The following is a 25,990-nucleotide window of genomic DNA, read 5'->3' as shown; positions in this document are numbered from 1 at the left end:
ATTTAGGAATTGGGTAACACGATATGATGTAGTGGCGATCGCTCTTTTAAACGCCACCAAATTGCTAAAGTTAATTGGCGATGAATTTCTTGGTTAGTCCCTAATTTGTCAATGGGATAATGAAACCAGCACACCTGCAAGTAACGATGAGATTCATAAGCCAATAGCCACATTTTTTCGTAGCGTACCAAATCCTTTACCCAGGCTGGGTCAATCTCTTGTTGTTGGATGAAGTTAGCAAATGCGATCGCATCTTCTCGATGTTTCTTGACACCCTGTGGTAAATGGGTTTCTGCATATCGCCAAAATAGATCGTTGAAGTTTTTACCCAACACCCGTGCAGTTCGTGGTAGTAGTTCGCGCACTTCTCCCAACCGCTTCCACTTGAGAGAATTCGCAAAAATATTTACCTGCTGTGCAGAGATTTGCGATAACTGCTGTGTCTCTTCATCACTCAACCCCAACTCTGCGCCAACGATTTGCGGGTTAGCAAAGAAACGCTGTCTCAATTCACTATTGGTGTAAAGTTGGGCTAAAACTTGTTGTGTTTGTGCTAACCCCATCTATGATGACTCCTGCCGATTTGCCTTGCTTGTTGCAGTTCTCCTAGCAATTCTGCAAACAGTGGCAAGTTTTCATCTCTTTCTAAAACAATCCCTTTAACTGCAACCTTGGCTAACACTTCATCCATGAGTTGCCAAACCTCGGCTGGTGTTGACTGGGAATGGCTGTCAATCAATACACCATCATGCCAATGTCCGCCAACGAAATGCAACTGTACCACACGTTCTATAGGTAATTGTTGGAGAAATTCCTGCACGTTGTAGCCATGATTCACAGAATTTGTATGTAGGTTTGTCACATCCAATAGCAACCCACAATCAGCACGTTCTACTATTTCTGCCAAAAACTGCGCCTCTGTCATCTCAGCACCGGGTAGCGTCACCATATAAGTGATATTTTCCAAAATCAATGGCACATCAATCCAGCGACGCACCTCAGCTATATTGCGACAAACAACTTCCACAGCTTCCTGGGTATAAGGTAGCGGTGACAAATGTCCGATATCAACACCACCAGCTTTGGTAAAGCAGATATGCTCGCTCCACCAAGGGGGATTAAGCTGTTTAATTAGCGCTGCTAGCTTTTTTAAATAATCTCGATCCAAACCTTCAGCACTACCTAACGACAGATTAATAGCATGGGGAATTATCGGGAAATGCGCCGCAAGTACTTCTAATTCCTGCTGTTTTTGCCAAGGTGCATCTAGATAATGTTCGCAAACAATTTCCAGAAAATCTACTTGCTGACGGTTGAGAAATAAATCGCTTTTAAATGGTTCGCGAAAACCTAACCCTACACCTAAAGTCGGGAGATGGGATAATATCATTTCTTAATCCCCACCACCGCCACAACCACCGCAACCGCCGCAGCCACCACCATCACCACCGCAGCCACCACCTCCACAACCACCAACTCCACACCCACCGCTGCTACCATTACTTTGCCAACTGGCAGTATTCATAACAGGTGAGAAGATATTTTGATATCGGTCGTAGCGCGTCCCTGTCAGTACTTCAAAGCCATAGAGTGCCACAACCAAGTTGTATTCCAACGACGAAGGAATACCAATTTCTACTTTTTGTTTTAACTGCGCGAATGTTCCTTCAGGAATATCAGCTTTGATTTTCTGTTTCAATTGCCCAAATGTTGTTTCCAGTTGTTTCAGGTAATTTCCCCCCAGACTGCTAAGACGATTTGTTCGGCAGACAGTCCATAGAAGCTGTAATGAAAAAAACCCCATTACGATAAGAAAACCTACGTTATGGCGTCCATGTAATGAAGCTACTACCAACTTAAAACTACCCAAACCGCCAATAATCAACGTTCCTATCCCGCCAATTCCTTGTCTCCAAAATTTCACTTGCTCAGAATTTAGAAGTTGCTGATTTTGGAGTTGCTGTTGATAAACTGCACAGTGCGGCTGTAGCTTACTGGCTAACAAGTATCCAGACGATCTGACTTGAGTTGAGACAGCAAACCAATCAAATGCTTCGCGCTGTATTGGTGTTAGTGCAGATACATCACCATGATTTTCTGCTTGCTTGATAGAATCTTCAGCGATTTGTAAATAACCACGTTGGATTAAGTCCATCACTGCTACCTTCGCAACTCCCATTTCTTGGGAACGCAAGTAAGCAATCTCGTAAGCATCTGGTTCGGCCGGAATTAAAGGTAAAGTTTGGTCTTTTGTAGAGTCTTGTACTAGCCACGCACATCCTAACAGTGTGATGGTGATAACTGCACCATACAACCACAGAAAGTCCGTCCCTCGCATATCTGGAACTATTTTAGCGATCGCCACGACTACCAATATTGCCACGGTAGCAATTAGTAACTTAATTTTTGGCGCTTCTGTTAGCGAACTGGGAATTGGTTGATTTGACATATTTTTTTCTCCCTAACCGCCACAACCACCGCCGCAGCCACCGCAGCCACCACCGCAGGAACTACCACTGCTGCAAGAACTCCCACTACTACAAGAACTACAGCTAGAACTACTACTACAGGAACCATTTGACGATTTGCTTTGTCGGCTACTTGTTCTAGAGTATGTTGGAGGAAAGAATACTTTGTAGTATGAATCGTAGGAAGTGCCAGCTAAAGCCTCAACGCCAAATAATGCTACAACCAAGTTGTATTCAAATGCAGAAGGGATGCTAAATTTGACCTTGGTTTTCGCCTCTGCAAAGGTTTGTTGGAGTTGTTGGAGATAAGCTTGACCTCGCAAACTTAAGCGCGATCGCTTGCTCACAAACCATAAAATACCGATAATCGATAAGACACCCATAACTATCAAAAACCCGACATTATGGCGTCCCTTTCCTAAAGCGATGAGTAGCTTATAACCCCCCAGGCTAAAAATAATTGTCGCCGCAATCAAGCCTACTTGAATATTCGATTTTTGCCATTTTTGATCGTATAGCAGTTGCTCGTTATCTAGCTCTTCTGCATAAATTTGACAGTAAGGTTCTACTTTCTCAGCTATTGAATTGATGGATTTTAGCGCTGGAGACGAGGAAAAACTAGAAAAAACTTGCTGTTCTAGAGGCTGTAACTCAGACAGATTATTGTGATTTGGTGCTTGGCTAATTAATTGTTCAGCAAGTTGTAAATAACCTCTCTGAATTAAATTCAAAATTGCTACCTTTACCACTTCTACTGTTCCCGAACGCAAGTAAGCAATTTCGTAGGGATCTGGTTCGCTGGGAATTAAGGGTAAAGGTTGGTTTTTTGTGGGATCTTGTATGAGCCAACCACAAACTAACAGTGTCAAGATAATGATACAGCCATACAACAGTAGAAAATCCGGCCCGTACATATCTGCAATTGGATTATGTAGCAAGGCATCCATAAAGTTTACTCCTGTTCAGCACACCACTTGCTTTTGAGAGAATTCAAACTTAATAATTCCCCAAATTGAAAGGAACAATCTATCTCTACAGCATGAGTTACAACGTTTACGGAAACTATTTGCATTACAATTATACTACACGTACCACAATACGTAAAACTCTATTCCAAATGACAAAGGACGAATTACTTAGGTAACTTCGCCCCACACCTTTTACAAAATCCCGCATCTGCATCGTGAAAAGCTAAACCACATCCCGAACAAATTATTTCTACTTGGTTAGCAGTTTTCACCAATCGCTTAATTAAATCTCCCACTTGCCAAGGAATTAGTGCAATACCTGTCAAAATCATCAATACTGTTAGCCCACGACCTAATTCTGAAGCTGGTGTCACATCACCAAAACCCACAGTTGTCATCGTGACAATTGAAAAATATAAGGCATCCAAAAAAGTTGTGAAAACTTGGGGATTGACAGGATGCTCAACTTGATAAATTAAGCCTGAATAAACAAATATAATCGCAAATAATGTAAATAATATCCGAGCAAATATTACTCCATCTTCACTACTAACACTGCCAAAGAAAAATCTTTTGTCGATAAATCTGATTAACCTTAAAATCCGAAACCATCTCAGCAAGCGAATAAAGCTGAGATCCACTGCCCCCAGAAAAAATGGTAAAATAGCTATTAAGTCAATAATTGAATATATACTCAAAAAATACTTAAGTTTATTTTCTGCACTCCACAAACGCAATCCATACTCAACTGCAAAAATGATAAAAATTGCAGTGTCTACAAGATTTAATTGAAAGCGGACAAAATCAGGAATATTATAAGTTTCAGCTACAAAAATTCCTGAAGATAACAAAACCAGTCCAGCAATAGTTAAATTAATTCTTTGACCTACTGGTGTTTCTATATCTGTTAAGTAGAATTCGGTTTTTTCTCTGCTAAGTAACATAATTAACTCTAGCTATTTTTCAGTAGTTCGCAGAAATAATAGGCAAAATAAGATATTCTTAACAAGTAGCTTTTTTACATTCTAACTATTATGAACCATGAATATTTTATGCAGCTAGCGTTGGTAGAGGCAAAAAAAGGTGATGCGCCTTATGGTGCAGTAATTGTGAAAGATAACGAAGTAGTTGCCGTAGCTCATAATACTGTAAGACGAGATAACGATCCATCTGCTCATGCGGAAATCAATGTTATTCGTAGTTTAACAGCTAAACTTAAAAATCCTTCTTTGGAGGGTTATACTATCTACACAACTGGCGAACCTTGTCCAATGTGTGCAACTGCTTGTGTTTGGACGGGTATCTCAGAAATTGTGTATGCTGTTTCAATTCAAGATTTGATTGCTATAAATCAGTCACAAATTGATATTTTTTGTGAAGAGGTGATTGCGAAGTCCTTTAGAAATATCAAAGTGACCAAAGGGATTTTAAGAAATGAATGTTTGGCATTATTTAATTAACTATTGCTTGTTTCTCATATTAAGTTGCAGTCTGTTGTAGTACATCAGAATTAATGAGATTGCTTCCCTACGGTCGCAATGACAATACTATATTTGATTGCAACTTGGTATAAGTTAGCCAATCTAAACTACTTACGAAATTCGCCAATGACTTCGATGCGTCTCACAATGTTATTGTTTAACTCTTCTAACTCCTCAGCTGGAATCCACCATTCTGTATGATATGATGCGCCTACTTGATGAATTTCATATTTATCCATGAATACTTTTTTGACTTCAAAGCGTGTCACATAACCTACGCCACTATCTCTAACATTCCATTTAGTAGCAATTTCTTTAGCATATTGCTCGTTTGTAACTGGGTAAAAAATTGGTTGTTCGGGTAATCTCGGCGGCCATTTAGTGTAACCGCTTTGTTTAACTAGTTCTAATTCTTTTGGGCCAGTAGGGCGATATAAAGTTACGGTTTCATCCATATTTACCTCTTGCATAAAGTTTAAGAATTTAATTCATAATTACTCAACTACATTTAAATATGATAAATATGTATTAGCAAAAATTGCTGCTTGAGTGCGATCGCGTAAATTTAAGCGATTTAACATATTAGTAACATGATTCTTTACCGTACCCTCAGAAATATAGAGTTTTTGGGCAATTTCTCGGTTACTAGCACCTTGAGCAATTAAACATAAAACCTCTTTTTCTCTTGGAGTAAGTTCTGCCAAACTAGGAGGTATTGGTGGTGATTGATTTGCTTCTAAACTAGGAAACTGAGTCAACAGTTTTTTGACAATTCCCGGGCCCAGTTGAGTGTAACCTTTATCAACAGCGCGGATAGCAAAAGCTAATTCTTCTGATGGTGTATCTTTGAGTAAATAACCCATTGCGCCACTTTGTAGGGCTGCTTTGACATATTCATCATCATCAAAAGTTGTTAATACTAAAACTTTAATATTGCTAAAACGCTTTTGAATTTCTCTAGTAGCTGCTACTCCATCCATAATCGGCATTCTAATATCCATTAGCACTACATTTGGATGTAATTCCGCAATTAGATCGAGTGCCATTTTACCATTTTCTGCTTCTCCGACTATTTCTAAATCTTCTTCTAATTCTAATAATGCTCTTAATCCTTGCCGAATTAAATTTTGGTCATCTACTAACAATACTTTAATCATTTATTTAACCTCGTTTGGGGAATATCAACTGTAATTTTACAACCAGCACCAGGAGCGCTAATAATATTAAATACTCCACCAAGTGCTAAAGTGCGATCGCGCATACTTTGCAAGCCAAAACCTGTAGTATTTTGTTTAAAATCAAAGCCTTTCCCGTTATCTTGAATAGTTAACCGTAAACCTCTAGGAGTTTTATCAATTTCTATTCTAACTTCTGTGGCTTCTGCATACTTGGATATATTCGTCAATGACTCTTGAATAATTCGATAGATAGCAGTTTTAAATTCATTGGGTAGAGAGTTTTCTAAATTGATTATGCAAATTGGTGAAAAGCCTTTTGTATGCTGAAAGTCTTCTAATAGTCCTTGAATTGCTTGTTCCAGAGATTTATCTTGCAAGGGATGAGAACGCATAGCAGAAACAGAGTGTCGGATATCCTGCAAAGCTTTAGAACCTAATTCTTTAGCCCTCACTAAAAAACTTTGCGCTTTACTGGGGTTAGATTGTGAAAGTTTTAAAGCTGTTTCTAGCTGCAAATTTAATGCTGTCAGCGAATGTCCTAACGAATCATGAATTTCCCGCGCGATGCGATTACGTTCTTCTAGGGTTGCTTGATTTTCAATTCGTAGAGCATATTGACGCAGTTTTTCGTTAGCAATAGCTAATTCTTCACGACTTTGGCGTTCAGATAATACTGTATTCATCAACAATAATACGAAAATTAAACTTAAGCCAAATAATAGAGATAGGCTTAAGGTAAAGAATTGAAAACGCTCTTGTGCTTGTGGTGATATGGGAAAATTATGTAATCGCCGCTGCAATGTTAGCTGAAATAAAATAAATGAGATAAATGTAACTACTAATCGCCCTTGTAAATTAAAAATTAAGCAACTGCGAGTTACTAAAATTATATAGATAAAAGGAAATAGTCTCGAAGTTCTTCCACCAACAAAGCCAGTTACTAAAATTAATAAAACTTCAATAGTGGTGTATATAATCTTAGTTATTTGATTGCCAGTTGGTAATCGCAAACCCATCAATCCAAAAATAATTAAACTGGCAGTTGCTACTTCTGGAAACTGACTAGAAAATTTCGGTGAGGGATATGGCATGACAGCCGTTATTGTGGCGATCGCTAGTAATATCCACTCTAAATAAAGTAGAAATCGAAAAGGATGATTGTGAAATTGAATCGGACGTTTCATGTTATTTAAATTGAGATTAATGAAGTTTGATTAATGCAAGCTATTAAAATTAGATGTAGTTATATTTATTTACGCGCATCCACTTAGATAATTTGAATTTATTTACAAAGAAATATTAAAATATCTACTTTATAAGCGATTTGATAAATCTAGTTTAATTTACATTAAATGTCTATTATTATTACCTATCAGCAAATAATGACTAAAGTCATGGGTGTATTCATGACTTTCGCCTCATGTAGTTGATAAATATCAGTTCTTATGATGGTGACATCAAAACAAGGAAACAACACACGAGGTCATTCATGAAAGTTAAAGCATTATCACTAGTAGCTGGAGCGATCGCCTTAACTTTAGCTGCTACCCCCTTTGCAGTCAAAGCGCAATCAAGCTTTTCTTCTAATAAACTAGTTGCACAAGCGCAAAATACCCAAACACCAAAAGCTCGAAAGAACGCAATATGGCAACAATTGGGGCTAACGGATGCACAAAAAAGCCAAATTGAAGCAATTCGCCGTGATACTCGTACCCAAATGGAAGGAGTTCTAACCCAAGAACAAAAAGACCAGATAAGAGCGCAATTCCAAGCACGTCAAGCACAAAGAGGCCAGCCTCAAGCAGGTCAACAGCCTGGTCAACGTCCTAAGAGAGGTGGTTTTGCAGCGTTGAATTTAACAGACGCTCAAAAAACTCAAATGAAGCAAATCATGCAGTCTTCACAACAAAAGATTCAAGCAGTACTAACTCCCGAACAACGGACAAAACTTCAGGAACTTCGTCAAAATGCACGTGCGCGCTGGGAACAACGTCGTAACCAAGGAACGACACCTTAAAACCTCATATTGTTGAGCAGCTTTTGCTAAATAAATAAAGCCCAATTACCACTGTCTACCGCATTTTTATTACCTTTAATTCTTGGAGAATCTCTTAGCAATGAATTAACTAAAAATCTTGACCTTATTATTCTATTAAATATAGAGTAATTAAACATTTATAAACCCAAACCTGACTGAGCAAATATGTTCAGTCATTTTTCATAACAATAGTAACTAATCCAAATTGAGATTGACTTAAGTAAGTTGGTGAGAAAAAACCGAACTATGTAACGAAAAATAAAATTTCTATATTTGGCTCGTAGTTGCGCTTTAGCGCTAAAGCGCAACTACAAACTAGTGATGATTATTTACATCGACTTACTTAATCTACGATATTTTAAACACAAGAGTATGATGCAATCCCCCACCACTGCTTTTAATCCCGTTCCGCGCTTGCAACAACTGTTAGATTTACTCGATCGCCAAGCTGAAGCCCAAGGGCTAGCTGTTCCTCAAATTGTCTACGTAGAGAAATTACAACAGCTTCCTCTAGGGACTTTTGGCAGAACTTGGGCTGACTTCTTGGCACAAAACAACCTCAAACCCTTCACCACAGGGCCTCGCCGCAAGCAACTCCATGATGGTATCCATGTTGTTACAGGTTATGGTACAGACTTGATGGGGGAAGCAGAAGTACAGGCTTTTCTCTTAGGCGCTAAGTTTCGACTAATTAATTTGCTGCTGGGGCTAGGCCTGTTACGCATCATTTACAAAAAACAAGGACAGCAGCTTAGTTGGGACAGACTATGGCAAGCCTATCAACGAGGATCTCACTCCAACTTAAACCCAGATACTTGGCAACCAGAATTACTTTGGCACTTACCTTTGACTGATGTACAAGCATCGTTTGGTATAACCAAACCTCAGAATTAAAAATTGAGTAGCCCCTAGCAAAAGGTCGGAGTTTTGAGTTATGAGTTAATTCAAAACTCTTTGTTTTATCAAAATGTCTAAAGAATTTCCTATTGGTAGTAAAGTCCGAGTGGTAGCGCTACCAGCTTACGTCAAAACTGCTGAACCTATGCCTATGCTCCGTCCTCCTGATGTGATTCGCCTAGACGAAGAAGGTACAGTTATTGACCGTCGTCCTGGTGGATATTGGGCTATTCGCTTTACCAAGGGAACTTTTCTCCTCGATAGCCAATACATTGAAAGTACAGATATCCCTCCCGAATCTGAGTCAGAGCCAAATAGCGACCAAGAATTGTAAACTTGTGTAAAGTTATCATTCTCATCTGTACATGATTTCTCGTCGCACTTTTTTGAGCATATTATTTGCCAGCTGTGTTGCTATCCTCAGTTGGCTAAACTTTACTCCGGTGGCTAATGCACTTGGTGGTAAACTTCCAGCAATTAATCAACCTGCACCAGAGTTTACTTTACCAACCAATACAGGTAACGGGACAATTTCTCTCTCGGAATTGCGTGGTAAGTGGGTAGTGCTTTATTTTTACCCGAAAGACTTTACCTCTGGTTGCACCATAGAAGCGCGTCGTTTTCAGCAAGACTTACCCAAATACATCGAAAAGAATACGCAAATTATTGGTGTCAGTGCTGATGATGTTGATTCTCACGCTGAATTTTGTGATTCAGAGGGGCTAAAATTCCCGCTTTTGGCAGATACAACTGGTGCAGTTAGTAAAGCTTACGGTTCTTGGATTGGTGCTGTGTCTATGCGCCACAGTTTTATCATCGATCCAGAGGGGATTTTGCGCGAGAATTTTGTGAAAGTTAATCCTAATGTTCACAGCGCAGAAGTACTGGCGCGACTTGAGGAGTTACAACGCATCTAGCAGTAAGGACTTTAGTTCTTGATGTGAGGACTGAAGTCCTGAGTGCGATCGCCTCTTCAAAACTCCTCTGAGTGTAGGCTGATAAAATTAATTAGGAATTGGCGTAGGCATCGCTCAACGATCGGGAACAATCACAATGGTTAAATCAGCCCCAACAATTATAACCTTTGATGAATTTATTACTCAGTACGGCGAGAGCGATCGCTATGAACTTATTGATGGTGAATTAATCGACATGGAACCGACAGGGCCTCATGAGCAAGTATCGGCATTTATTGGGCGAAAACTGAATGTAGAAATTGACCGTCAAGATGTAGCTTATTTTATTCCCCATCGCTGTTTAATTAAATTATTGGGAACCAACACAGCTTTTCGCCCTGATGTGATTGTGCTAGATCAAGCTCAACTGGTTAATGAACCATTGTGGCAGCAAGAACCTGTAATTACCTCCGGAAACTCAATTCGACTGATTGCTGAAGTTGTGAGTACGAACTGGCAAAATGACTATGCCCGGAAAGTTGAAGATTATGCCTTATTAGGTGTACTTGAATACTGGATTGTGGATTATTTAGGTATTGGTGGTAGAGAGTATATTGGCAAACCCAAACAACCCACAATGACAATTTGTACGCTTGTAGAGGATGAGTATCAAAAACGTTTATTTCAAAACAACGATCGGCTTGTTTCCTCAATTTTTCCCAATTTGCAGCTAACCGCACAACAAATCTTTGCAGCAGGACTACTTCAGCGCGATATGTAAAAACTGTTTTTAATTACTAATTAATTGAACGCTTTCTCCTTTCCATGAGCATTTGCGGTTCGACATTCTCTACATTTGGTAGTGCTTCTAATCGAGTAATTCCTTGAAAAGCATCACTCATCTTCCCTGATTTAGCCCTTAACCAAGCCGCATGAGGAGCATGAGCCAAAATTAGTTCAACTTCATAACCTGCGCGATCGATTGCAGCTTTTTGTGACTCTACATCAACATCTTGAGCAAAGCGAATCAATACTAAACCCGTGGGAACAGCAACTGAACCCCCTTGCAATTGATAAACAGGGCTAACTGTATCTGTAATTGTTGACTTTGGTTCGCCAGCAAAAACAGCAATTTTTCCCTCATTTAATACTAAAGCTGCTGTAGATGAAATCGCATTCGGTTGCTTGTAGTGTACAGCGTAGTATCCAGACTGACGACTGTACAACACAGGTGCATCTTTGCCGATGCGAATTTGTTGGGGATATTCACTAAAGTAGTCTGATGGAAATCTCACTTCAGCAATTAAGGGTAGAGAATAAGCCTGAAGAAATAACTCGATCATCTTATTTAAATTCTAATAATTTGTTCGTGGACTAAAATCCTTACTACAGCCCTGTCGCCTCTAGACCGTAGAAAGTTTCCTCAAGTTGCTATTTATTGAGATTTTTGAACTAATATTACTGAAATTCGGGAAAACTCCAAGTCTAGTTTGTATTTAGTGGCGAATACGAAATTCTTCTTTGCTGCGGCTTGCGGGTGACTCCTTCCAGATATGCACACAAGAGCCAAAGGCTGAGATTTAACTTAAGACCAGGAGACTAATTTATGGTTCAGGTTCGCTATGGTGGTAAGAACGGTGAACAGTATGAACTCGTCATTAGCGATCGCCACATTGTAGTTCGTACTGAAAATCGCAATCTGCTTGTAAGCGATCGCCCTTTTGAAGTAGCGTCTGTATCACCCGAAGCCCGCGATCTACTCAGTCAATTTGAGTTAAAAACGCGATTCCGGCAAGCAGGTGTAGAAATTTTGCAAGTGAAAGCACCAAGTCAAGATGGTGCTTTACGCGACCAAGCTAGGGCAATTTTAAATCAGGAACCGGAAATCCAATTTGCTGGGCGGGTATTGGTCGATCCTCAATCAATGCAGCCAGTAGTCTACACGGAAAACTTATTCGTCAAGTTTGATGATGAAGCGGAAGCTAGCACCTGTGAGGCAATTTTAGAGCGTTACAATTTAACCATCAAACGTCAACTTGACTATGCCCGCAATGCTTATTTTGTGAGTGCGCCTGTCAATACTGGTTTAGCAGTCTTTGACCTAGCCGAAAGACTACTCAATGAAGAATCTGTGGAACTGTGCCATCCTGAATTAGTTAGGGAACTGCGCAAACGTCAAGTTTTCCCCCAACAATGGCATCTCAAGGAAACCACAATTAATGGTAAGACTGTTAATGCTCATGCCAATGTAGAAGCAGCTTGGAAGTTTAGCGACGGGACAGGAATGACTATTGCCATTATTGATGATGGTGTGGATATTGACCATGAAGAGTTCCGTTCCTCTGCCAAGATTGTTACTCCCAGAGATGTGACATTAAAAACGAATAATCCCAGACCAGGAGACTCTGACGATCATGGTACAGCTTGTGCCGGAGTTGCTTGTGGTAATGGTAACTTTGGCGCATCGGGTGTAGCACCAAAAGCCAAACTCATGCCAATTCGGTTTGTTTCCGCGTTGGGGTCGCAAGATGAAGCCGACGCTTTTGTGTGGGCGGCGGACAACGGTGCAGATGTCATTTCTTGTAGCTGGGGGCCAGAAGATGGAGATTGGCGCAAACCCAACGATCCCCTTCACAAGCAGAAAGTGCCTTTACCTGACTCTACACGCTTGGCGATGGACTACGCCTTTAATAAGGGGCGCAATGGTAAGGGTTGTGTGATTTTATTTGCTGCTGGTAATGGTAATGAAAGTGTCGATAATGATGGCTACGCCAGCTATTCTAAAATCATTGCTGTTGCAGCTTGTAATGACTTTGGCACCAAAAGCGCCTACAGCGACTTTGGCAATGCTGTCTGGTGTGCTTTCCCCAGCAATCACGGCTATCCTTCCCAAACCACAGGCATTTGGACAACCGATCGCACTGGTGCAGTCGGGTACAATTTCGGTAATACAAGACGCGGGGATTTAGCAGGTAACTATACTAATAGTTTCGGCGGTACTTCTAGCGCCTGTCCTGGGGTAGCTGGTGTGGCGGCTTTGATTCTTTCCCGTAACCCGAATTTACGTTGGGATGAGGTCAAAGATATCATTAAACGTTCGTGCGATCGCATTGATGAAGCGGGCGGTAATTATAATGCTAACGGACACAGCCCCTCCTATGGTTACGGTCGTGTCAATGCCAAAAAAGCTGTAGAACTAGCATTACCCCCCCAACCCGAACCAGTCGGTATTTTCAAAGCCGTGCAGGATGTGCCGATTGGTGATTTGCAGACATCTACACTCAGTTTAGCGATCGCCAACACCAATCCGATCAAATCTATCAAAGTTGAAGTAGACATCGAGCATACCTACATTGGCGATTTAGTTGTCGCCCTCGTCCCTCCCGCAGAAACAGGCGTATTACCGATAATTCTCCATAATCGCCTAGGTGGAGCCACAGACAACATCAAAAAAACCTATGATGAACTCAACACCCCTGATTTAGCTACCCTCAAAGGTCAAAGTCCCCAAGGCAATTGGACTTTGGAAGTAGCAGATAAAGCCAAAAGAGATACAGGTAAAATTCGCAGTTTGACTATTGAAATTGCCTTTTAAGTAGTAAGGACTTTAGTCTTTGAATTTTTGACTAAAGTCCTTCTCATCCCAATTTGAAAAAAGAATACACAAGATGGGTAACGAACATTGTTCCTTACTAAATATTTGATGTGTCACAAACATAATTTGATATCATGTCTGTTCAAATAACCGTCATTGCGATCGTAGGAAAGCAATCCCAATAACTCTGCGATTTTCTACTCGCGGCGGACATATTCAGGGTAATTTGCTGGACATTATGCCAAGTAGTTGAAAAGATTGCGATTGAAATTGAAATTATGAAAGTTAATATGCGTCATCACAAAAAATGCACTTATAGTCAACCATGACCAAGAAAAATTTGCTTGGCAACGAAATTTTTACATTAGACAACATTCTCTCACCAGAAGAATGCGCTGAGTATATTACTTTAACCGAAAACCTTGGTTATACAGATGCTCCGATTAATACCATCCGAGGTTTTGAAAGACGTCCCGACATCCGTAATAATCAGCGTGTCATTTTAGATGACCCAGAACGAGCTTTTGATTTATGGCAGCGAGTATCAAAATATATACCTAATAATATTGGGCAATGGCAAGCTTCGGGGTTAAATGAGCGTTTTCGCTTTTATCGCTATGACCCAGGCCAGAGGTTTGCGCTTCATCATGATGGTTCTTATCAGCGACCTAACGGCGAGGAAAGTCTATTGACTTTCATGATTTACCTGAATGAAGGTTTTGCAGGTGGTGAAACCCGTTTTCATCTTCCGCGTCGATATTACGAACATTTACTTACTATCGCTGTGGCTCCAGTTACAGGTATGGCTTTGTGTTTTGTCCACGAACTAGCACATGAAGGCGCTCCTGTAATCCAAGGACGAAAGTACGTTTTACGCTCAGATGTAATGTACCGTCAACTGTCGAAAGTCTATTGAACTGTAGACGTATAAAAAAATATGCCAATTTTTTTAATTATAAAAAATTGACATATTTTTGATTTTTGTATTGCTTTACTAAATTAAAGTTTTATCCTTCCTTTCTCCAAATATAACTACTCCTCTTGGCTTTAAAGCTTTTCTTTTCCTAGCTCTAAGTTTAAGTTGCTGTTTCTGTAGTCTAAGTTTTTGTCTATTCAATTCTTCAGCTATTAATTCCTTAGCTCGGTTCTCAATTTTTATTTGGCTTTCTATTGGTTGTTCTTGAATTTTTTCACTCAGGCTTTTCCCCATGTGTTTCTTCTTCCTCTTTTAATCTTTTAAGATGCTCTCATTTGTGGGGCGATCGCATAAGGACAATACCTAAGTTTATATGCTACCTTGAAGGCTTTTAAAGCTACGGAGGATAGAAGCTTGTCAGATAGCTTATTTAGCGCCCTACGTAAATATCCCAAAAGCCAAGAGCTCGATCCAATTGAGAATTTTATTACTGAAGGTTTTGCTTGGCTTCTGAGAAATAAAGAGGCGCTTGCTCGTGATTTTGTAATTTATCTCAATCCTAAATTACCAGAACCTCTTTCTTTAACTCATACAATACCAACGTGGGAAACACAACATACCTTCCCTGGTGGACAGATAGATATGGTGGCAGATTTTGGAAAGTTTGCCTTTATCTTTGAACACAAGGTATGGTCATACTTAAGACCAGGACAACTAGATAATTATCGTAAATATGCAGAAAGAACAGACACACAGTGGTCACAAGGATATAAATTAATTCTAATTACTGGATCAACTCGGCAACATGAACATCATCCTGACTTGGCTCTAACTTGGAGTGATATATATAAGTTTTTGAAATCTTGGGTAGAAACAAAATTAGACGATAGTCTAGTTCGTGATTTTATGGATATGCTGGTTGAGGAAAATTTAGGGCCAGCAGCACCAGTTTCGTATGAAAGTATAGTTTCTTATTTACCTGCTCAATCACTAAAACCTAACTTGCAAAGCATAACCTTACGTGCTGCTGACGCAGATTGGCGTTGGGTATCAAAGACAATTGGATTTAAAAAAGATGCGCCTACCCCTTGTATGCCAATAAAATATCAATGGGGAAGATTAGGGTTAGATATTTTAGATGGTTGGTTTCCAGGTATATTCATTGGTGTTCTTCTAGATGCTTTAGATCATTGCGTGCAGCCTTCAAATTTACATCTAGGCCCCGATTTTTGTCTAATTCTAGATTTTGCTATAGATAAGTGGAAGACCGTTGAAGGGGATTTTTTTCACTCTGATGAATATAGTAAATTGCGCTCAAGATTGAAGCAGAATTCCGGTACATGGGATTTTCAAGATCACCGATTTGAAGCAACAAAACCTAATCGTTGGCATCCTCTACATTTAAGAAAACCTCTAGCTGAGGTTTTACGAGGTACTATAACCTTTGAACAGCAAGTTGATAGATTTATCTCGCATGGTCGTGAAGTCATTGAATTGCTGCTTGCTGGTGGTGAGTTAGAAGCTTTGACAAAGCGACTTCATCCTGCGCATTCAACAACTCCCTAAAAAAAATCCCTGGTAGAAATACCAGGGTTTAAAAGAGCTATTACCATTTCACTTCAGTTCTATCAAGGATACTCCTCTCTTGCTCTTATACAGCAGGCAGGATGTGGAATGGTTCTCATATGTTACCGCAAAAGTGGCATGGTATAAAATTAGCCAACATTTGCTAACAGTAACTCCCGTTTCTCAGATTTTTGGATTTGCACTTGACCGTCGTCGTCAACATCCGCGATCGCTGTGTCTCCACTAGCGACTTGACCGGATAGCAAGGCTTCAGCCAAAGAATCTTCTAACAGGCGCATAATCGCACGACGTAATGGTCTAGCACCGTAGCTGGGGTTGTAACCTTCTTGAACTACACGTTCTTTGAAGCGTTCTGTGACTTCTAAGGTAATTCCCTTCTCTGTCAAGCGACCAGCAACTTCACGTAAGAGGATGTCAGCAATTTGCTTGACTTCATCCTTAGAAAGCTGAGTGAAGACGATAATTTCATCAAGACGGTTGAGGAACTCTGGACGGAAGTAAGCTTTGAGTTCTTCGTTTACCAAGTTGCGGATGCGGTTGTAACTAGCATCAGCTTGGTTGTCGAAATCGAAGCCTAAACCACCACCACCTTTTTCAATTACCTTGGAACCGATATTAGATGTCAAGATAATCAAGGTGTTCTTGAAGTCTACTTTCCGACCTTTAGCATCGGTAAGATGTCCATCATCCAAGAGTTGCAGCAACATATTGAATACATCGGGGTGTGCTTTTTCGATTTCGTCGAATAGCAGCACTGTGTATGGTTTGCGCCGCACGGCTTCTGTTAGTTGTCCGCCTTCGTCGTAGCCAACGTAACCAGGAGGCGAACCAATCAGCTTGGATACGGTGTGGCTTTCCATGTATTCGGACATATCGAGGCGAATCATGGCTTCTTCGGAACCGAAGAAGTAAGCGGCTAGTGCTTTTGCTAGTTCTGTCTTACCAACTCCAGTGGGGCCGGAGAAGATAAAGCTAGCAATTGGGCGATTGGGGTTCTTTAAGCCAACTCTGGCGCGACGAATGGCGCGAGAGACAGCGGTGACTGCTTGTTCTTGACCGATGAGTCGTTGATGCAGCGTGTCTTCCAGATGCAACAGTAACTCAGATTCGGATTCTGTGAGTTTGTTGACAGGGACACCAGTCCAGGAAGCGACAATTTGGGCGATGTCTTCTTCATCAACGATGGGATTTTTGGCGGCTGTGCCATTTTCCGCATCACCGTTGAGTTTTGCTTGCAATTCTAATTCGCGATCGCGCAGTTTCCCGGCTTTGTCAAAATCTTGGAGTCTGACAGCATCTTGTTTGGATTTGGTGACACCAACCAATTCCTGTTTCAATTCTTTGTTAGGAGAATTCTGGGAATTGCGCAGACGCACGCGCGAACCTGCTTCATCAATCAAGTCTATGGCCTTATCTGGCAAAAAGCGATCGCTAATGTAGCGGTCGGACAATTGCGCAGCTGCAACAACAGCAGCGTCGGAAATTGTCACTTTATGATGTTGCTCGTATGCTCCCCGCAAGCCGTAGAGAATCTCTATGGTTTCTGGAACTGTGGGTTCGCCTACCATTATCGGTTGGAAACGCCGTTCTAGGGCTGCATCGCGCTCGATGTGCTGACGATACTCGTCTAAGGTTGTTGCGCCGACGCACTGGAGTTCGCCTCTGGCTAAGGCTGGTTTGAGGATATTGGCTGCATCTAAGCCGCCTTCTGTTCCCCCCGCACCAACTAAGGTGTGAATTTCATCAATTACGAGGATGATATTGCCAACGGAGCGAATTTCATCGACGATTTTCTTGATGCGTTCTTCAAAATCTCCTCGGAAGCGAGTTCCTGCGACTAGCAAGCCCATATCGAGGCTAATTACTTGCTTGTCTTGCAAAACTTCCGGAACATCTTGGTTAATTATCCGTTGCGCCAGACCTTCGGCGATCGCGGTTTTCCCAACACCAGGTTCGCCAATCAATACGGGATTGTTTTTAGTGCGGCGTCCGAGAATTTGAATGGCACGTTCAATTTCTTTATCGCGACCAACAATCGGGTCTAACTTACCTTCTTGCGCCAGTTTGGTAAGATTTCTGCCAAATTCTTCCAAACTCAGTGGTTGGTTGCGTTTTTGACTACCACCCGCAGCGTAGACAGTAGCGTTTTCACCTAAATAACGGATGACCGCACTGCGGACTGTCTTGAGGTCAACGCCGAGATTTTGCAGTACTTTGGCGGCTACACCTTCACCCGCCTCGGTTAAACCTAAGAGTAAGTGTTCTGTATTAATGTAATTGTGCCCCAGGCCATGAGCTTCTTTAAACGATTGCTCAAACAGGCTTTTTACTTTAGGAGTAAAAGGAATTTCTGGTGGTACAAAGCCAGAACCCCTACCAATAATTTTTTCGACCTCGCGACGAGCATCTTTAAGAGTAACGCCCAAATCGGTCAGCACCTTAGCAGCAACCCCAGTTCCTTCTCCCATCAGCCCCAGGAGAATTTGCTCTGTTCCTACAAAGTTGTGTCCCAGACGACGCGCTTCCTCCTGAGCTAGCATAATTACTTTAATTGCTTCGGAAGTGAAGTGTTCAAACATAGCGGGTTCTTGCTCCCTTGCTGCTTGGACTTTGGGTGAGATACAATTCACCCTTATCTAAAGTTTCATGTATTTTCTTAATGACAATGTATCTTTATTTAAAGTTGAATGACAGTAGTGAGAGCCGTAAGTGTTAAGGTGTGTTTGCCGTCGCTAACTTGCTGAGTACAATATTGAGGATATGAGAAGTTGTGGATTTGACACTTACCTCTTCAGTATTGATTTTTGGCTTCTCTATGCCTCAGCTCTCAGCTACACTTAAAACTTAGGACTTAGAACTTAGGACTGACGATGGCTGAAGCATCCGGAGGTAAAGACCAACAACATCCTCTGCACAACCGCGATCGCCCTACTATTGATATTTTACTAGCTCAAGAGGCGACAGACTATAATTTAGCAGAACTGGCTCGCCTGCGCATTCGTTATCAAGGCTTTCCCGGCGCGCGCGACATTCAACAAGACTTAGATAAAGTTTTGCAACGTTGGGGTTTGACAGAAGCGCAATTATTTGAGAAAACTCACCAAATCCACGATGTGGGGGGAATTTATAAAAGTCGCGGCAAAAAAGAAGAACAGGATTGGAATTAGCCAGCGTGCAGCACAACCTGTAAATTTTTTAATAATTCCTGTGATGTATAGGGTTTTGGTAAAAATGTGGTAATGCTATCATCCAAATTTGCGATTAATTCATGATTTGAAGTCAAACCACTAACGACTACAATTTTGACTTCGGGATTGATTTTTTTCAGGACGCGGATAGCCATTGGCCCATCCATAGATGGCATCATCATATCAATTAAGACGACACTAATCTCTGCTTTATGTTTTGTATATAAGGCGACTGCTTCAATACCATCTTTGGCAACTAAAACCTTATAAGCATTTTTTTCTAACGCAGTTTTAGTAATTTCCCGAATTGATTCTTCATCATCAACAACCAGAATCAATTCTCCATTTCCTGTGGGGAAATCATCATATTCTGTTAATGCATCTTCTGATTCATTTGTTTGAGCAGCTAATAAATATATCTGGAATTCTGTTCCTTTGCCAACTTCGCTGACGACTTTCACAAAACCATTGTGACTTTTGACAATTCCTATGACTGTTGAAAGTCCTAATCCTGTGCCTTGACCTACATCTTTTGTGGTGAAAAAAGGCTCAAAAATGCGATCGATAATTTCTTTGGAAATCCCCTTTCCTGTATCGGATACCGTCAGCATTACATAAGGGCCAACCTGAGCATCAATATTCCTCCGAACACATTCACTGTCAATCCAAACATTTTTCGCAGCAATATTCAGCATACCGCCATCTGGCATGGCATCGCGAGCATTAATACAAAGGTTCAATAGCACTTGATGCAGCTGATTAGCATCACCTGAAATACTCCACAGGCTTTGCTTGGGGATGTCAACATTGATTGTAATAGATTTGGAAAATGTCTGTTTAATAATTTGTTCAACTTCTAAAATTACATCCTGTATCTGTAAGGTGCTGAACTTACCTTCCAATCCTCTGGAAAAACATAGTACGTGTTTGACTAAATCTGCTGCGCGTTTAATATTTGTTTCTAGTATTGCTAGCCATTGTTTGCTGTTTTCATCTGCAAGTTTTATTTCTAAGAGTTGAACTATCATCAACATGGGTGTGAGCGCATTATTTAAGTCGTGCGCAATCCCACTCGCTAAAGTCCCAATACTCTCCATCCTTTGTGCACGGAGAAACTGCGATTCGAGTTGTTTTTTTTCGGTAATATCAGTATTAACAATTAATATCGATTTGGGTTGTCCTTCCAAATCTGGCATCACCGTCCAACGACTAGAAACAATAATTTCTTTGCCTGCTTTCGTAATCTGATGTAAATCGCCTTGCCACAGACCACAGTGCATTAAACTTTCTTGAATCTCTTCTAGTTGATATAATGTCTCTGGTTTATAAAGCAGTTTATTAGCATTTCTAGCGAGTGCTTCTTCTTGATTCCAACCATACAAATGTTCCGATCCTTGATTCCAAAATCGGATTTGATTATGCAAATCTTGGACAATAATTGCATCTGTGGTAATATCTAACAAAGCTGCTTGTTCGAGAATTTTCTGTTCTGCTTGCTTGCGTTCCGATATTTCCGCTTCTAAACGTTCATTTTGCTCGGTGAGTTTCTTTGTGAGATTTTGCATCCGCAGGTGAATTTTAACGCGAGCTAAAACCTCGTCATGTGCTAATGGTTTAGTGATGTAATCGACTGCTCCCAAATTCAACCCAGTAACTTTATCAACTTTGTCTGCAAGCGCAGTTAAGAAAATGACCGGGATATTGTGAGTCGCAGGATTATTTTTCAACCTGCGGCAAGTTTCAAAGCCATCAATTTCTGGCATCAAAACATCTAACAAAATTAAGTCAGGTGCGGCATATTCTGCCATCTCGACTGCACTTATACCATCTTCAGCTACTAAAACTTTAAACCCTGATTCTTCGAGAAAATCGAGCAATAATTCTAAATTCGTAGGATTATCATCTACGATTAAGATGACACCTTGGTTAGTAGGATTATCACTCATTAATACCTCTAAAAAATGTTTAAAAAATGAAAAATTTGTTTTTTATATTCTTTGGTAACTTGATAGACACTGACAAATACAATCTCTATCTTCCAGTCTAGTAGCTTTGATTGACAATAGCTTGCATATGGTAAATTACTGCCAAATCTATGAAGCGGGAAACCGCCTCACTAGAAATAACTATCAGGGTAGTTGGCAGTACTAAGTCTGAAGTGGGAAGTGAATTCTTCCGCTTGTTTTCTCGATCGACCCATTCCCAACCTAAACGCATGTTTCAGTTCTCTTCAATATTTACTTACCGAACAGGTTTGGGTAGAAAACCGTCACAACCAACTTCTTGACTAGAATTAGCGATCGCAATCAAAAACGCTAGCCGAAACAGCAATTACTATAACCCCTTTTAATTTTAGTATCGTCCTGAGCTATTAGTGGCTGCAAAGCCCGATCTTACTGTTATGAAAACTGAGAAAAGCCACAGCGTCTTGGTATACGCAACTAGTGAAGGTTACTTAGAGGACACTCCTTTGTCCATAAAATTAATTAATGGACGCTTAATAACCAGTTGTAATGCTGTTATTTGTGTCTAACGGCGCTTGCGATCGCCTTGTTAAAATCGCAAAAATATTTCTGCTATTTTTGCTTGCGGAATAGCAATACCGATATTTTATATATGACACCTGAATTCTCCTTGATGATAACCTACTTTAAACACAGGTTTTAGAAACTATTTATAAAAGAAATATTAAATAGGTTGTCTTGCGATCGTTAAACTAACCAAACCATTTTGAGAACTGGAGTTTTTTTAACGGACTCAAACAAAGTAGACGAGATGATTTTGCCGTAACGTACTAAACCAACCATAACTACTAAATCACAGCGATCGCATTACCTTCTCAAGTAACTTTCTCAAATCCTCACCAAAAGTTACCAAGACCCGGTAAATTGATTGTGGCCTGTTGCTATGCTCTATTATCTATGATGGAACGCCCTATTTTATACATAGCCATTACTAACCACGGTTTTGGTCATGCTTCGCGCATGGCTTCAGTCGCCGCAACTATTCAAAAGTTGTGTCCCGAAGTTCTGTTAATTATGGTGACTACTGCACCACGTTGGTTACTAGAGTGCTATATCAAAGGCGATTTTATCCATCGCCCTAGGGCTTATGATTTGGGTGTAGTGCAAGCAGATAGCTTGACAATGGATAAAGCAGCTACTTTAGCAAAGTTACTGGAAATTAAGAAAAATCAGCATTCTTTAATTGCTTCGGAAGTCAATTTTATTCGGCAAAACCGCGTTCATCTAATTTTGGCAGATATTCCCTTTCTGGCTTCTCTAATTGCCAAAGCCGCCAATATTCCCTGCTGGTCAATTAGTAATTTCGGCTGGGATCTTATCTATCGAGATTGGGGTGGAGAATTTTTGGAAGTTGCTGACTGGATTAGCGATTGTTATTCAAAAAGCGATCGCCTATATCGTCTTCCTTTCCACGAACCGATGTCAGCTTTCACCAATATTATAGATGTAGGCTTAACAGGTGGTTCGCCCCGCTACGCTGCTGATGATTTGCGATCGCGTTGGGGAATTACCGCACCTCTCGACAAAACTATTCTGCTGACTTTCGGCGGTTTGGGTTTACAGCAGCTTCCCTATGATAACCTGCACCATTTTTCCGATTGGCAATTTATCGTATTCGATCAATCTGCCCCAGATTTACCTAATTTAGTGAAAATTACTGACCGCAATTACCGCCCTGTAGACTTTATGCCGATTTGCGGGCGAGTTGTGTCTAAACCTGGTTACGGTACTTTTGCGGAAGCTACTCGTTTGCAAGTACCGCTTGTTACTGTTACCCGTGAAGGCTTTGCAGAAGCAGCTTTTTTAATCGAAGGGTTGACTAATTATAATCAGCACCAAATTCTCAGCCCATCTGAGTTTTTTCAAGGTAATTGGGATTTTCTGCATCAACCTCTCCTGCAACCAAAGCTATCCCAACCAATTGCTAAAGATGGCAATGAAGCGATCGCAGCTGATGTTCTGGAATATTTTCAAGTTAACTCAAATTACGAGCGATGAGCGATCGCACTTTTTGTTCAGCTACTATTACTTCGGATACTTCCATCAGGCATGATAGTTTCGTGGAAGATAGCTCCCTTGCAAGCATAGATCCTAAAATCACTGGCTCCTCTAAAATCAGCGTAGCTCAGGTTAGCATCATCGAAAGATGTTTCCGTCAAAATAGCTCTTCTTAAGTTGGCATGGCTGAGATTAGCATCAAAGAAACCAGTTTGACCGCAAACAACTCCACTCAAATCAGCCCCTTCCAGGTTCGCTCCATTCAAACTTGCTTCGCCGAGACGTGCTCCCCTCAAGTTGGCATGGCTCAAGTCGGCATAAGTGAGAATAGTCCAATCCAGGCTAGCGTTGCTAAGATCGGCTTCCCTTAAAATAGCCCTGCTAAGATTCACATCCAGCAAGCGAACTCTTGAGAGTTTAACTCCTGTAAAATCTCTTTCCCCAGCAGCATATCGTTGCAACAATTCCTCAGCAGTCATACTCAGCCTCTAAAACCATTCCCACAATCAAAAATCCTACTCAGCAGGATTTGCTTCCAACCAGCTAAGTAAATTCTCTATTCCTGTGAAATCTAACAAAGCCTCACCAAGTGCTTCTAATTGAGCTAAGGAAAGGGCTTGAAGGCGTTCTTGAGCTTCTTCAGGTAACTCTCCCACCCGTCTTTTTAGTAACCTTAGGACGAAACTTTGCGCTTGTTCCTGTTGTCCCCGTTCGTAGCCAATACGTTCGCCAGTTGTTACATAGCTCATAGTACGCTCCTGCTCAAACTGCTTAAATTCTTGCCAAAACTCTGCTTCCAATGCTTTTGGTAAAATCATAACCCAATCAATAAATCGGTAGAGGTTACGAATATCTTTTTCTTGCAGTCCTTGTTCGTATAATCGCCGGATTAAGCTAAATTTCCAAGTTTTCCGTTCTCCTGGTTTTTTATTCGTCTGTTGCGTCTTCAAATTTGCCATGACAACCGTCGCAAATGGGTTATCGCTGGCTTCTAACTCTGCCCAACGGTTTTGATAATCGAGAAGCTTGACGGTGCCAAATTCAAAATTTAGCCTGGTATCGGGATAATTGTAATTGTATTGATTTGGTCGCCAATTTGGGTCAGCATCGCACAAAATCGCCAAGCTAATTGCTGGTTTGCCAAATTTATCAAATATTCGCAGGTTGTAAGAAAACATTCTTTCTGCAAAGGTTTCTTCAGATTTGGCTTGAATTTCTACATGAATTAACAGCCAAATTTCTTCTCCTTGAATTTGCCAAACTTTAACTAATTTATCTGCATATCTTCTTCCCTGTTCGGCATCACGGGCTATTTGCTGAAACTCCTTATCAAGAAATTCATGGGGACGTTCCCAGTTAATTAATCTGGCTGTTTCTGGGAAGAAAAAATGCATGGCTTGGGGAAAGTATGCTTCTAATATTTCTTTCCACGGTGAATCATTATCGGCTCTTTCTAATTCCTCAGTCATGTGGATTTTAAATTTTGCATTTATTCGACGGATATAGTAAAGAATACTCCAGCGTCGATTATTGCCACATCCAGAATACTAGGCGATCGCATCTCTAAATCACGTCTGCTCAAGTTATGAGTTAGGAGCGATTGCACTATTGATGTCTTCAGCTTAGTTAGTCCATTTTTAGTTGATATTACATCCTCAACAACTGTCGTTCTGAATACTTCCATCCGGCATAATAGTGTTACAAAATATTGCACCACTCAAGTGAGCGCCTTCGATAGTAGCACCTTCAAAGTTAGTACCAGTCAAATTGGAATTTTTCAGATTAGCATTTCTCAAGTCTGTACCAGTTAAATTAGCTCCACTCAAATTAGCTCCATTGAGATTAGCATTCAAGAGAATGCCTAGCATCAAATTAGCACCACTCAGGTCGGCACCACTCAGATCAGCCTTTTCCAAGATAATCATAGACATATGGACATTAGCCAAGTTAGCGCCACTCAAATTAGCGCATTCCAGACAAATTTCGTCCATCCTGCTTCCCCTCAGATCGGCTCCACTTAAATTGATTCCACCTAAATCAGCTTCATTCAGATCAACTTTTCTAAAATCTCTGTTCCCAGCAGCATATTTTCTAACCAGTTCCTCTCTGTTCAAATCTCCAGTCCTGTATTCATAAACAATCAATTTGCTGCACTTTCCCTATGGCAAACTCTCTTACACTCAACTCAACCTATAAGCGATCGCACTAGGAATTAGTTTGAATACTACCATCGGGCATAATGGTGTTCTGGAACAGAACTCTGCTAAAGTTAGCTCCTTCGATATTAGCTTCAGTCAAATTAGCCTCTCGCAAGCTAGTATCCCTAAAATCAACGCCTTCCAAGTTAGCTCTAGTCAGATTAGCCCTGTAGAACGTAGTATTTCCAAATCTAGCTTCTCTCAAATCGGCTTCGGTCAAGTTAGCACAATTGAGACTAGCTCCACGCAAGTCAGTTCCTCTGAGATTAGCTCGACTCAAATCAACACTATTAAGGCTGGAATCGGTCAAATAGGTATTCCACAAATTAACACCTATCAAGATGGCACAAGATATCTCAAATTGTTCCAGCCTAGTACCACTCAAGTTGGCACCACTAAGGTCAATAGCGTACAAGTCGTCCGCACTGATTTCAATACTAGAGAAGTTCCGTTCTCCGGCTGCATAACGCCTGAGAAGCTCTTTTTTATCCATAGTTCAATTTCTACATCAATTAACCTATATGTTGTGTGATATATTCTCAATCAGCAAGCGCATTC

At 40.7% G+C, this 25,990-nt stretch carries 28 protein-coding genes; 11 read left to right on the top strand and 17 right to left on the bottom strand.

Going from position 1 to position 25,990, the window contains the following annotated elements; all coding sequences use genetic code 11:
• Nucleotides 1-2: 2 nt before the first annotated feature.
• The 5 genes from AACU33_RS12425 to AACU33_RS12405 all read right to left on the bottom strand — a co-directional run bounded on the left by AACU33_RS12425 (nt 3) and on the right by AACU33_RS12405 (nt 4,380).
• A complete protein-coding gene (locus tag AACU33_RS12425) occupies nt 3-563 on the bottom strand; it encodes a hypothetical protein (protein WP_096588817.1) in 561 nt (186 codons plus the stop codon).
• On the bottom strand, nt 554-1,390 hold the full coding sequence (locus tag AACU33_RS12420) for a DUF692 domain-containing protein (protein WP_096588815.1): 837 nt from the start codon (nt 1,388-1,390) through the stop codon (nt 554-556). Before AACU33_RS12420 ends, AACU33_RS12425 begins: the two co-directional genes overlap by 10 nt.
• A gap of 3 nt (nt 1,391-1,393) precedes the next feature.
• A complete protein-coding gene (locus AACU33_RS12415) occupies nt 1,394-2,449 on the bottom strand; it encodes a TIGR04222 domain-containing membrane protein (RefSeq protein ID WP_096588813.1) in 1,056 nt (351 codons plus the stop codon).
• Between the two features lie 12 nt (nt 2,450-2,461).
• Nucleotides 2,462-3,415, bottom strand: a complete 954-nt coding sequence (locus tag AACU33_RS12410) for a TIGR04222 domain-containing membrane protein (RefSeq protein WP_096588811.1) — start codon at nt 3,413-3,415, stop codon at nt 2,462-2,464.
• A 185-nt stretch (nt 3,416-3,600) separates the two neighbouring features.
• The gene (locus AACU33_RS12405) at nt 3,601-4,380 is read right to left on the bottom strand and encodes an ion transporter (protein WP_096588809.1); all 780 of its coding nucleotides are present in this window, start codon (nt 4,378-4,380) and stop codon (nt 3,601-3,603) included.
• 90 nt (nt 4,381-4,470) lie between these two features.
• Here AACU33_RS12405 and AACU33_RS12400 point away from each other — a divergent pair, with 90 nt between their 5' ends.
• A complete protein-coding gene (locus tag AACU33_RS12400) occupies nt 4,471-4,896 on the top strand; it encodes a nucleoside deaminase (RefSeq protein ID WP_096588807.1) in 426 nt (141 codons plus the stop codon).
• A gap of 128 nt (nt 4,897-5,024) precedes the next feature.
• On the opposite strand, the gene AACU33_RS12395 is transcribed toward AACU33_RS12400, so the two are convergent.
• Genes AACU33_RS12395 through AACU33_RS12385 form a run of 3 tightly spaced genes read right to left on the bottom strand, consistent with a single transcriptional unit; the run spans nt 5,025 to nt 7,279 of the window.
• On the bottom strand, nt 5,025-5,372 hold the full coding sequence (locus AACU33_RS12395) for a hypothetical protein (RefSeq protein WP_339375952.1): 348 nt from the start codon (nt 5,370-5,372) through the stop codon (nt 5,025-5,027).
• A 39-nt stretch (nt 5,373-5,411) separates the two neighbouring features.
• Nucleotides 5,412-6,074 (bottom strand): response regulator, encoded by a 663-nt coding sequence (locus AACU33_RS12390; RefSeq protein WP_096588803.1) that lies wholly within the window; start codon nt 6,072-6,074, stop codon nt 5,412-5,414.
• Nucleotides 6,071-7,279: a sensor histidine kinase gene (locus AACU33_RS12385; protein ID WP_096588801.1), complete on the bottom strand. Its 1,209-nt coding sequence runs from the start codon at nt 7,277-7,279 to the stop codon at nt 6,071-6,073. Before AACU33_RS12385 ends, AACU33_RS12390 begins: the two co-directional genes overlap by 4 nt.
• Before the next feature lie 305 nt (nt 7,280-7,584).
• Between AACU33_RS12385 and AACU33_RS12380 the strand changes: the two genes are divergently transcribed.
• From AACU33_RS12380 to AACU33_RS12360, 5 genes are all read left to right on the top strand, one after another.
• On the top strand, nt 7,585-8,112 hold the full coding sequence (locus AACU33_RS12380) for a Spy/CpxP family protein refolding chaperone (RefSeq protein WP_096588799.1): 528 nt from the start codon (nt 7,585-7,587) through the stop codon (nt 8,110-8,112).
• Nucleotides 8,113-8,505: 393 nt separating this feature from the next.
• The gene (locus tag AACU33_RS12375) at nt 8,506-9,027 is read left to right on the top strand and encodes a Coq4 family protein (RefSeq protein WP_096588797.1); all 522 of its coding nucleotides are present in this window, start codon (nt 8,506-8,508) and stop codon (nt 9,025-9,027) included.
• Between the two features lie 73 nt (nt 9,028-9,100).
• Nucleotides 9,101-9,364 carry a regulatory protein SipA gene (gene sipA / locus AACU33_RS12370; protein ID WP_096588795.1) on the top strand — a complete coding sequence of 88 codons (264 nt, stop codon included), beginning with the start codon at nt 9,101-9,103 and terminating at the stop codon, nt 9,362-9,364.
• Nucleotides 9,365-9,395: 31 nt separating this feature from the next.
• Complete coding sequence (locus AACU33_RS12365) at nt 9,396-9,947, top strand: peroxiredoxin (RefSeq protein WP_096588793.1); 552 nt, start codon at nt 9,396-9,398, stop codon at nt 9,945-9,947.
• A gap of 136 nt (nt 9,948-10,083) precedes the next feature.
• Nucleotides 10,084-10,707 (top strand): Uma2 family endonuclease, encoded by a 624-nt coding sequence (locus tag AACU33_RS12360; RefSeq protein WP_096588791.1) that lies wholly within the window; start codon nt 10,084-10,086, stop codon nt 10,705-10,707.
• 16 nt (nt 10,708-10,723) lie between these two features.
• Here AACU33_RS12360 and AACU33_RS12355 read toward each other — a convergent pair whose 3' ends face one another.
• Nucleotides 10,724-11,269 (bottom strand): hypothetical protein, encoded by a 546-nt coding sequence (locus AACU33_RS12355; protein WP_096588789.1) that lies wholly within the window; start codon nt 11,267-11,269, stop codon nt 10,724-10,726.
• A 263-nt stretch (nt 11,270-11,532) separates the two neighbouring features.
• Here AACU33_RS12355 and AACU33_RS12350 point away from each other — a divergent pair, with 263 nt between their 5' ends.
• Together AACU33_RS12350 and AACU33_RS12345 are read left to right on the top strand one after the other, a co-directional pair.
• Entirely contained in the window at nt 11,533-13,521 is a 1,989-nt protein-coding gene (locus tag AACU33_RS12350) for a S8 family serine peptidase (protein WP_096588787.1), read from the top strand.
• Between the two features lie 325 nt (nt 13,522-13,846).
• A complete protein-coding gene (locus tag AACU33_RS12345; RefSeq protein WP_096588785.1) occupies nt 13,847-14,437 on the top strand; it encodes a prolyl hydroxylase family protein in 591 nt (196 codons plus the stop codon).
• A 78-nt stretch (nt 14,438-14,515) separates the two neighbouring features.
• Here the strand turns inward: AACU33_RS12345 and AACU33_RS12340 are convergent, their stop codons facing one another.
• Nucleotides 14,516-14,731: a hypothetical protein gene (locus tag AACU33_RS12340; protein ID WP_096588784.1), complete on the bottom strand. Its 216-nt coding sequence runs from the start codon at nt 14,729-14,731 to the stop codon at nt 14,516-14,518.
• A 120-nt stretch (nt 14,732-14,851) separates the two neighbouring features.
• Between AACU33_RS12340 and AACU33_RS12335 the strand changes: the two genes are divergently transcribed.
• Nucleotides 14,852-16,003, top strand: a complete 1,152-nt coding sequence (locus AACU33_RS12335; protein ID WP_339375951.1) for a hypothetical protein — start codon at nt 14,852-14,854, stop codon at nt 16,001-16,003.
• Nucleotides 16,004-16,152: 149 nt separating this feature from the next.
• On the opposite strand, the gene AACU33_RS12330 is transcribed toward AACU33_RS12335, so the two are convergent.
• Nucleotides 16,153-18,603, bottom strand: coding sequence for an ATP-dependent Clp protease ATP-binding subunit (locus tag AACU33_RS12330; protein WP_096588780.1), 2,451 nt, complete (start codon nt 18,601-18,603; stop codon nt 16,153-16,155).
• Nucleotides 18,604-18,894: 291 nt separating this feature from the next.
• Here AACU33_RS12330 and AACU33_RS12325 point away from each other — a divergent pair, with 291 nt between their 5' ends.
• Nucleotides 18,895-19,191, top strand: coding sequence for a DUF3288 family protein (locus tag AACU33_RS12325; protein WP_096588778.1), 297 nt, complete (start codon nt 18,895-18,897; stop codon nt 19,189-19,191).
• Here the strand turns inward: AACU33_RS12325 and AACU33_RS12320 are convergent.
• The gene (locus tag AACU33_RS12320) at nt 19,188-21,158 is read right to left on the bottom strand and encodes an ATP-binding response regulator (protein WP_096588776.1); all 1,971 of its coding nucleotides are present in this window, start codon (nt 21,156-21,158) and stop codon (nt 19,188-19,190) included. The two genes, AACU33_RS12325 and AACU33_RS12320, sit on opposite strands and share 4 nt — an antisense overlap.
• Before the next feature lie 97 nt (nt 21,159-21,255).
• Nucleotides 21,256-21,429, bottom strand: coding sequence for a hypothetical protein (locus tag AACU33_RS12315; RefSeq protein ID WP_339375950.1), 174 nt, complete (start codon nt 21,427-21,429; stop codon nt 21,256-21,258).
• A gap of 707 nt (nt 21,430-22,136) precedes the next feature.
• Here AACU33_RS12315 and AACU33_RS12310 point away from each other — a divergent pair.
• Nucleotides 22,137-23,234 carry a glycosyl transferase gene (locus AACU33_RS12310; protein WP_096595230.1) on the top strand — a complete coding sequence of 366 codons (1,098 nt, stop codon included), beginning with the start codon at nt 22,137-22,139 and terminating at the stop codon, nt 23,232-23,234.
• A 17-nt stretch (nt 23,235-23,251) separates the two neighbouring features.
• On the opposite strand, the gene AACU33_RS12305 is transcribed toward AACU33_RS12310, so the two are convergent.
• The 4 genes from AACU33_RS12305 to AACU33_RS12290 form a co-directional block, all read right to left on the bottom strand.
• Nucleotides 23,252-23,713: a pentapeptide repeat-containing protein gene (locus AACU33_RS12305; RefSeq protein ID WP_096588774.1), complete on the bottom strand. Its 462-nt coding sequence runs from the start codon at nt 23,711-23,713 to the stop codon at nt 23,252-23,254.
• A 36-nt stretch (nt 23,714-23,749) separates the two neighbouring features.
• Nucleotides 23,750-24,703: a DUF4351 domain-containing protein gene (locus AACU33_RS12300; protein WP_096588772.1), complete on the bottom strand. Its 954-nt coding sequence runs from the start codon at nt 24,701-24,703 to the stop codon at nt 23,750-23,752.
• A gap of 186 nt (nt 24,704-24,889) precedes the next feature.
• On the bottom strand, nt 24,890-25,348 hold the full coding sequence (locus tag AACU33_RS12295) for a pentapeptide repeat-containing protein (protein ID WP_096595229.1): 459 nt from the start codon (nt 25,346-25,348) through the stop codon (nt 24,890-24,892).
• Between the two features lie 91 nt (nt 25,349-25,439).
• Complete coding sequence (locus AACU33_RS12290) at nt 25,440-25,925, bottom strand: pentapeptide repeat-containing protein (RefSeq protein ID WP_096588770.1); 486 nt, start codon at nt 25,923-25,925, stop codon at nt 25,440-25,442.
• Nucleotides 25,926-25,990 lie beyond the last annotated feature (65 nt).

The organism is Calothrix sp. NIES-2098 (genome assembly GCF_963875125.1).
Taxonomy (GTDB): domain Bacteria; phylum Cyanobacteriota; class Cyanobacteriia; order Cyanobacteriales; family Nostocaceae; genus Aulosira.
Note: the sequence above shows the minus strand (reverse complement) of the source record. Positions and strands in the feature narration are given on the sequence as shown.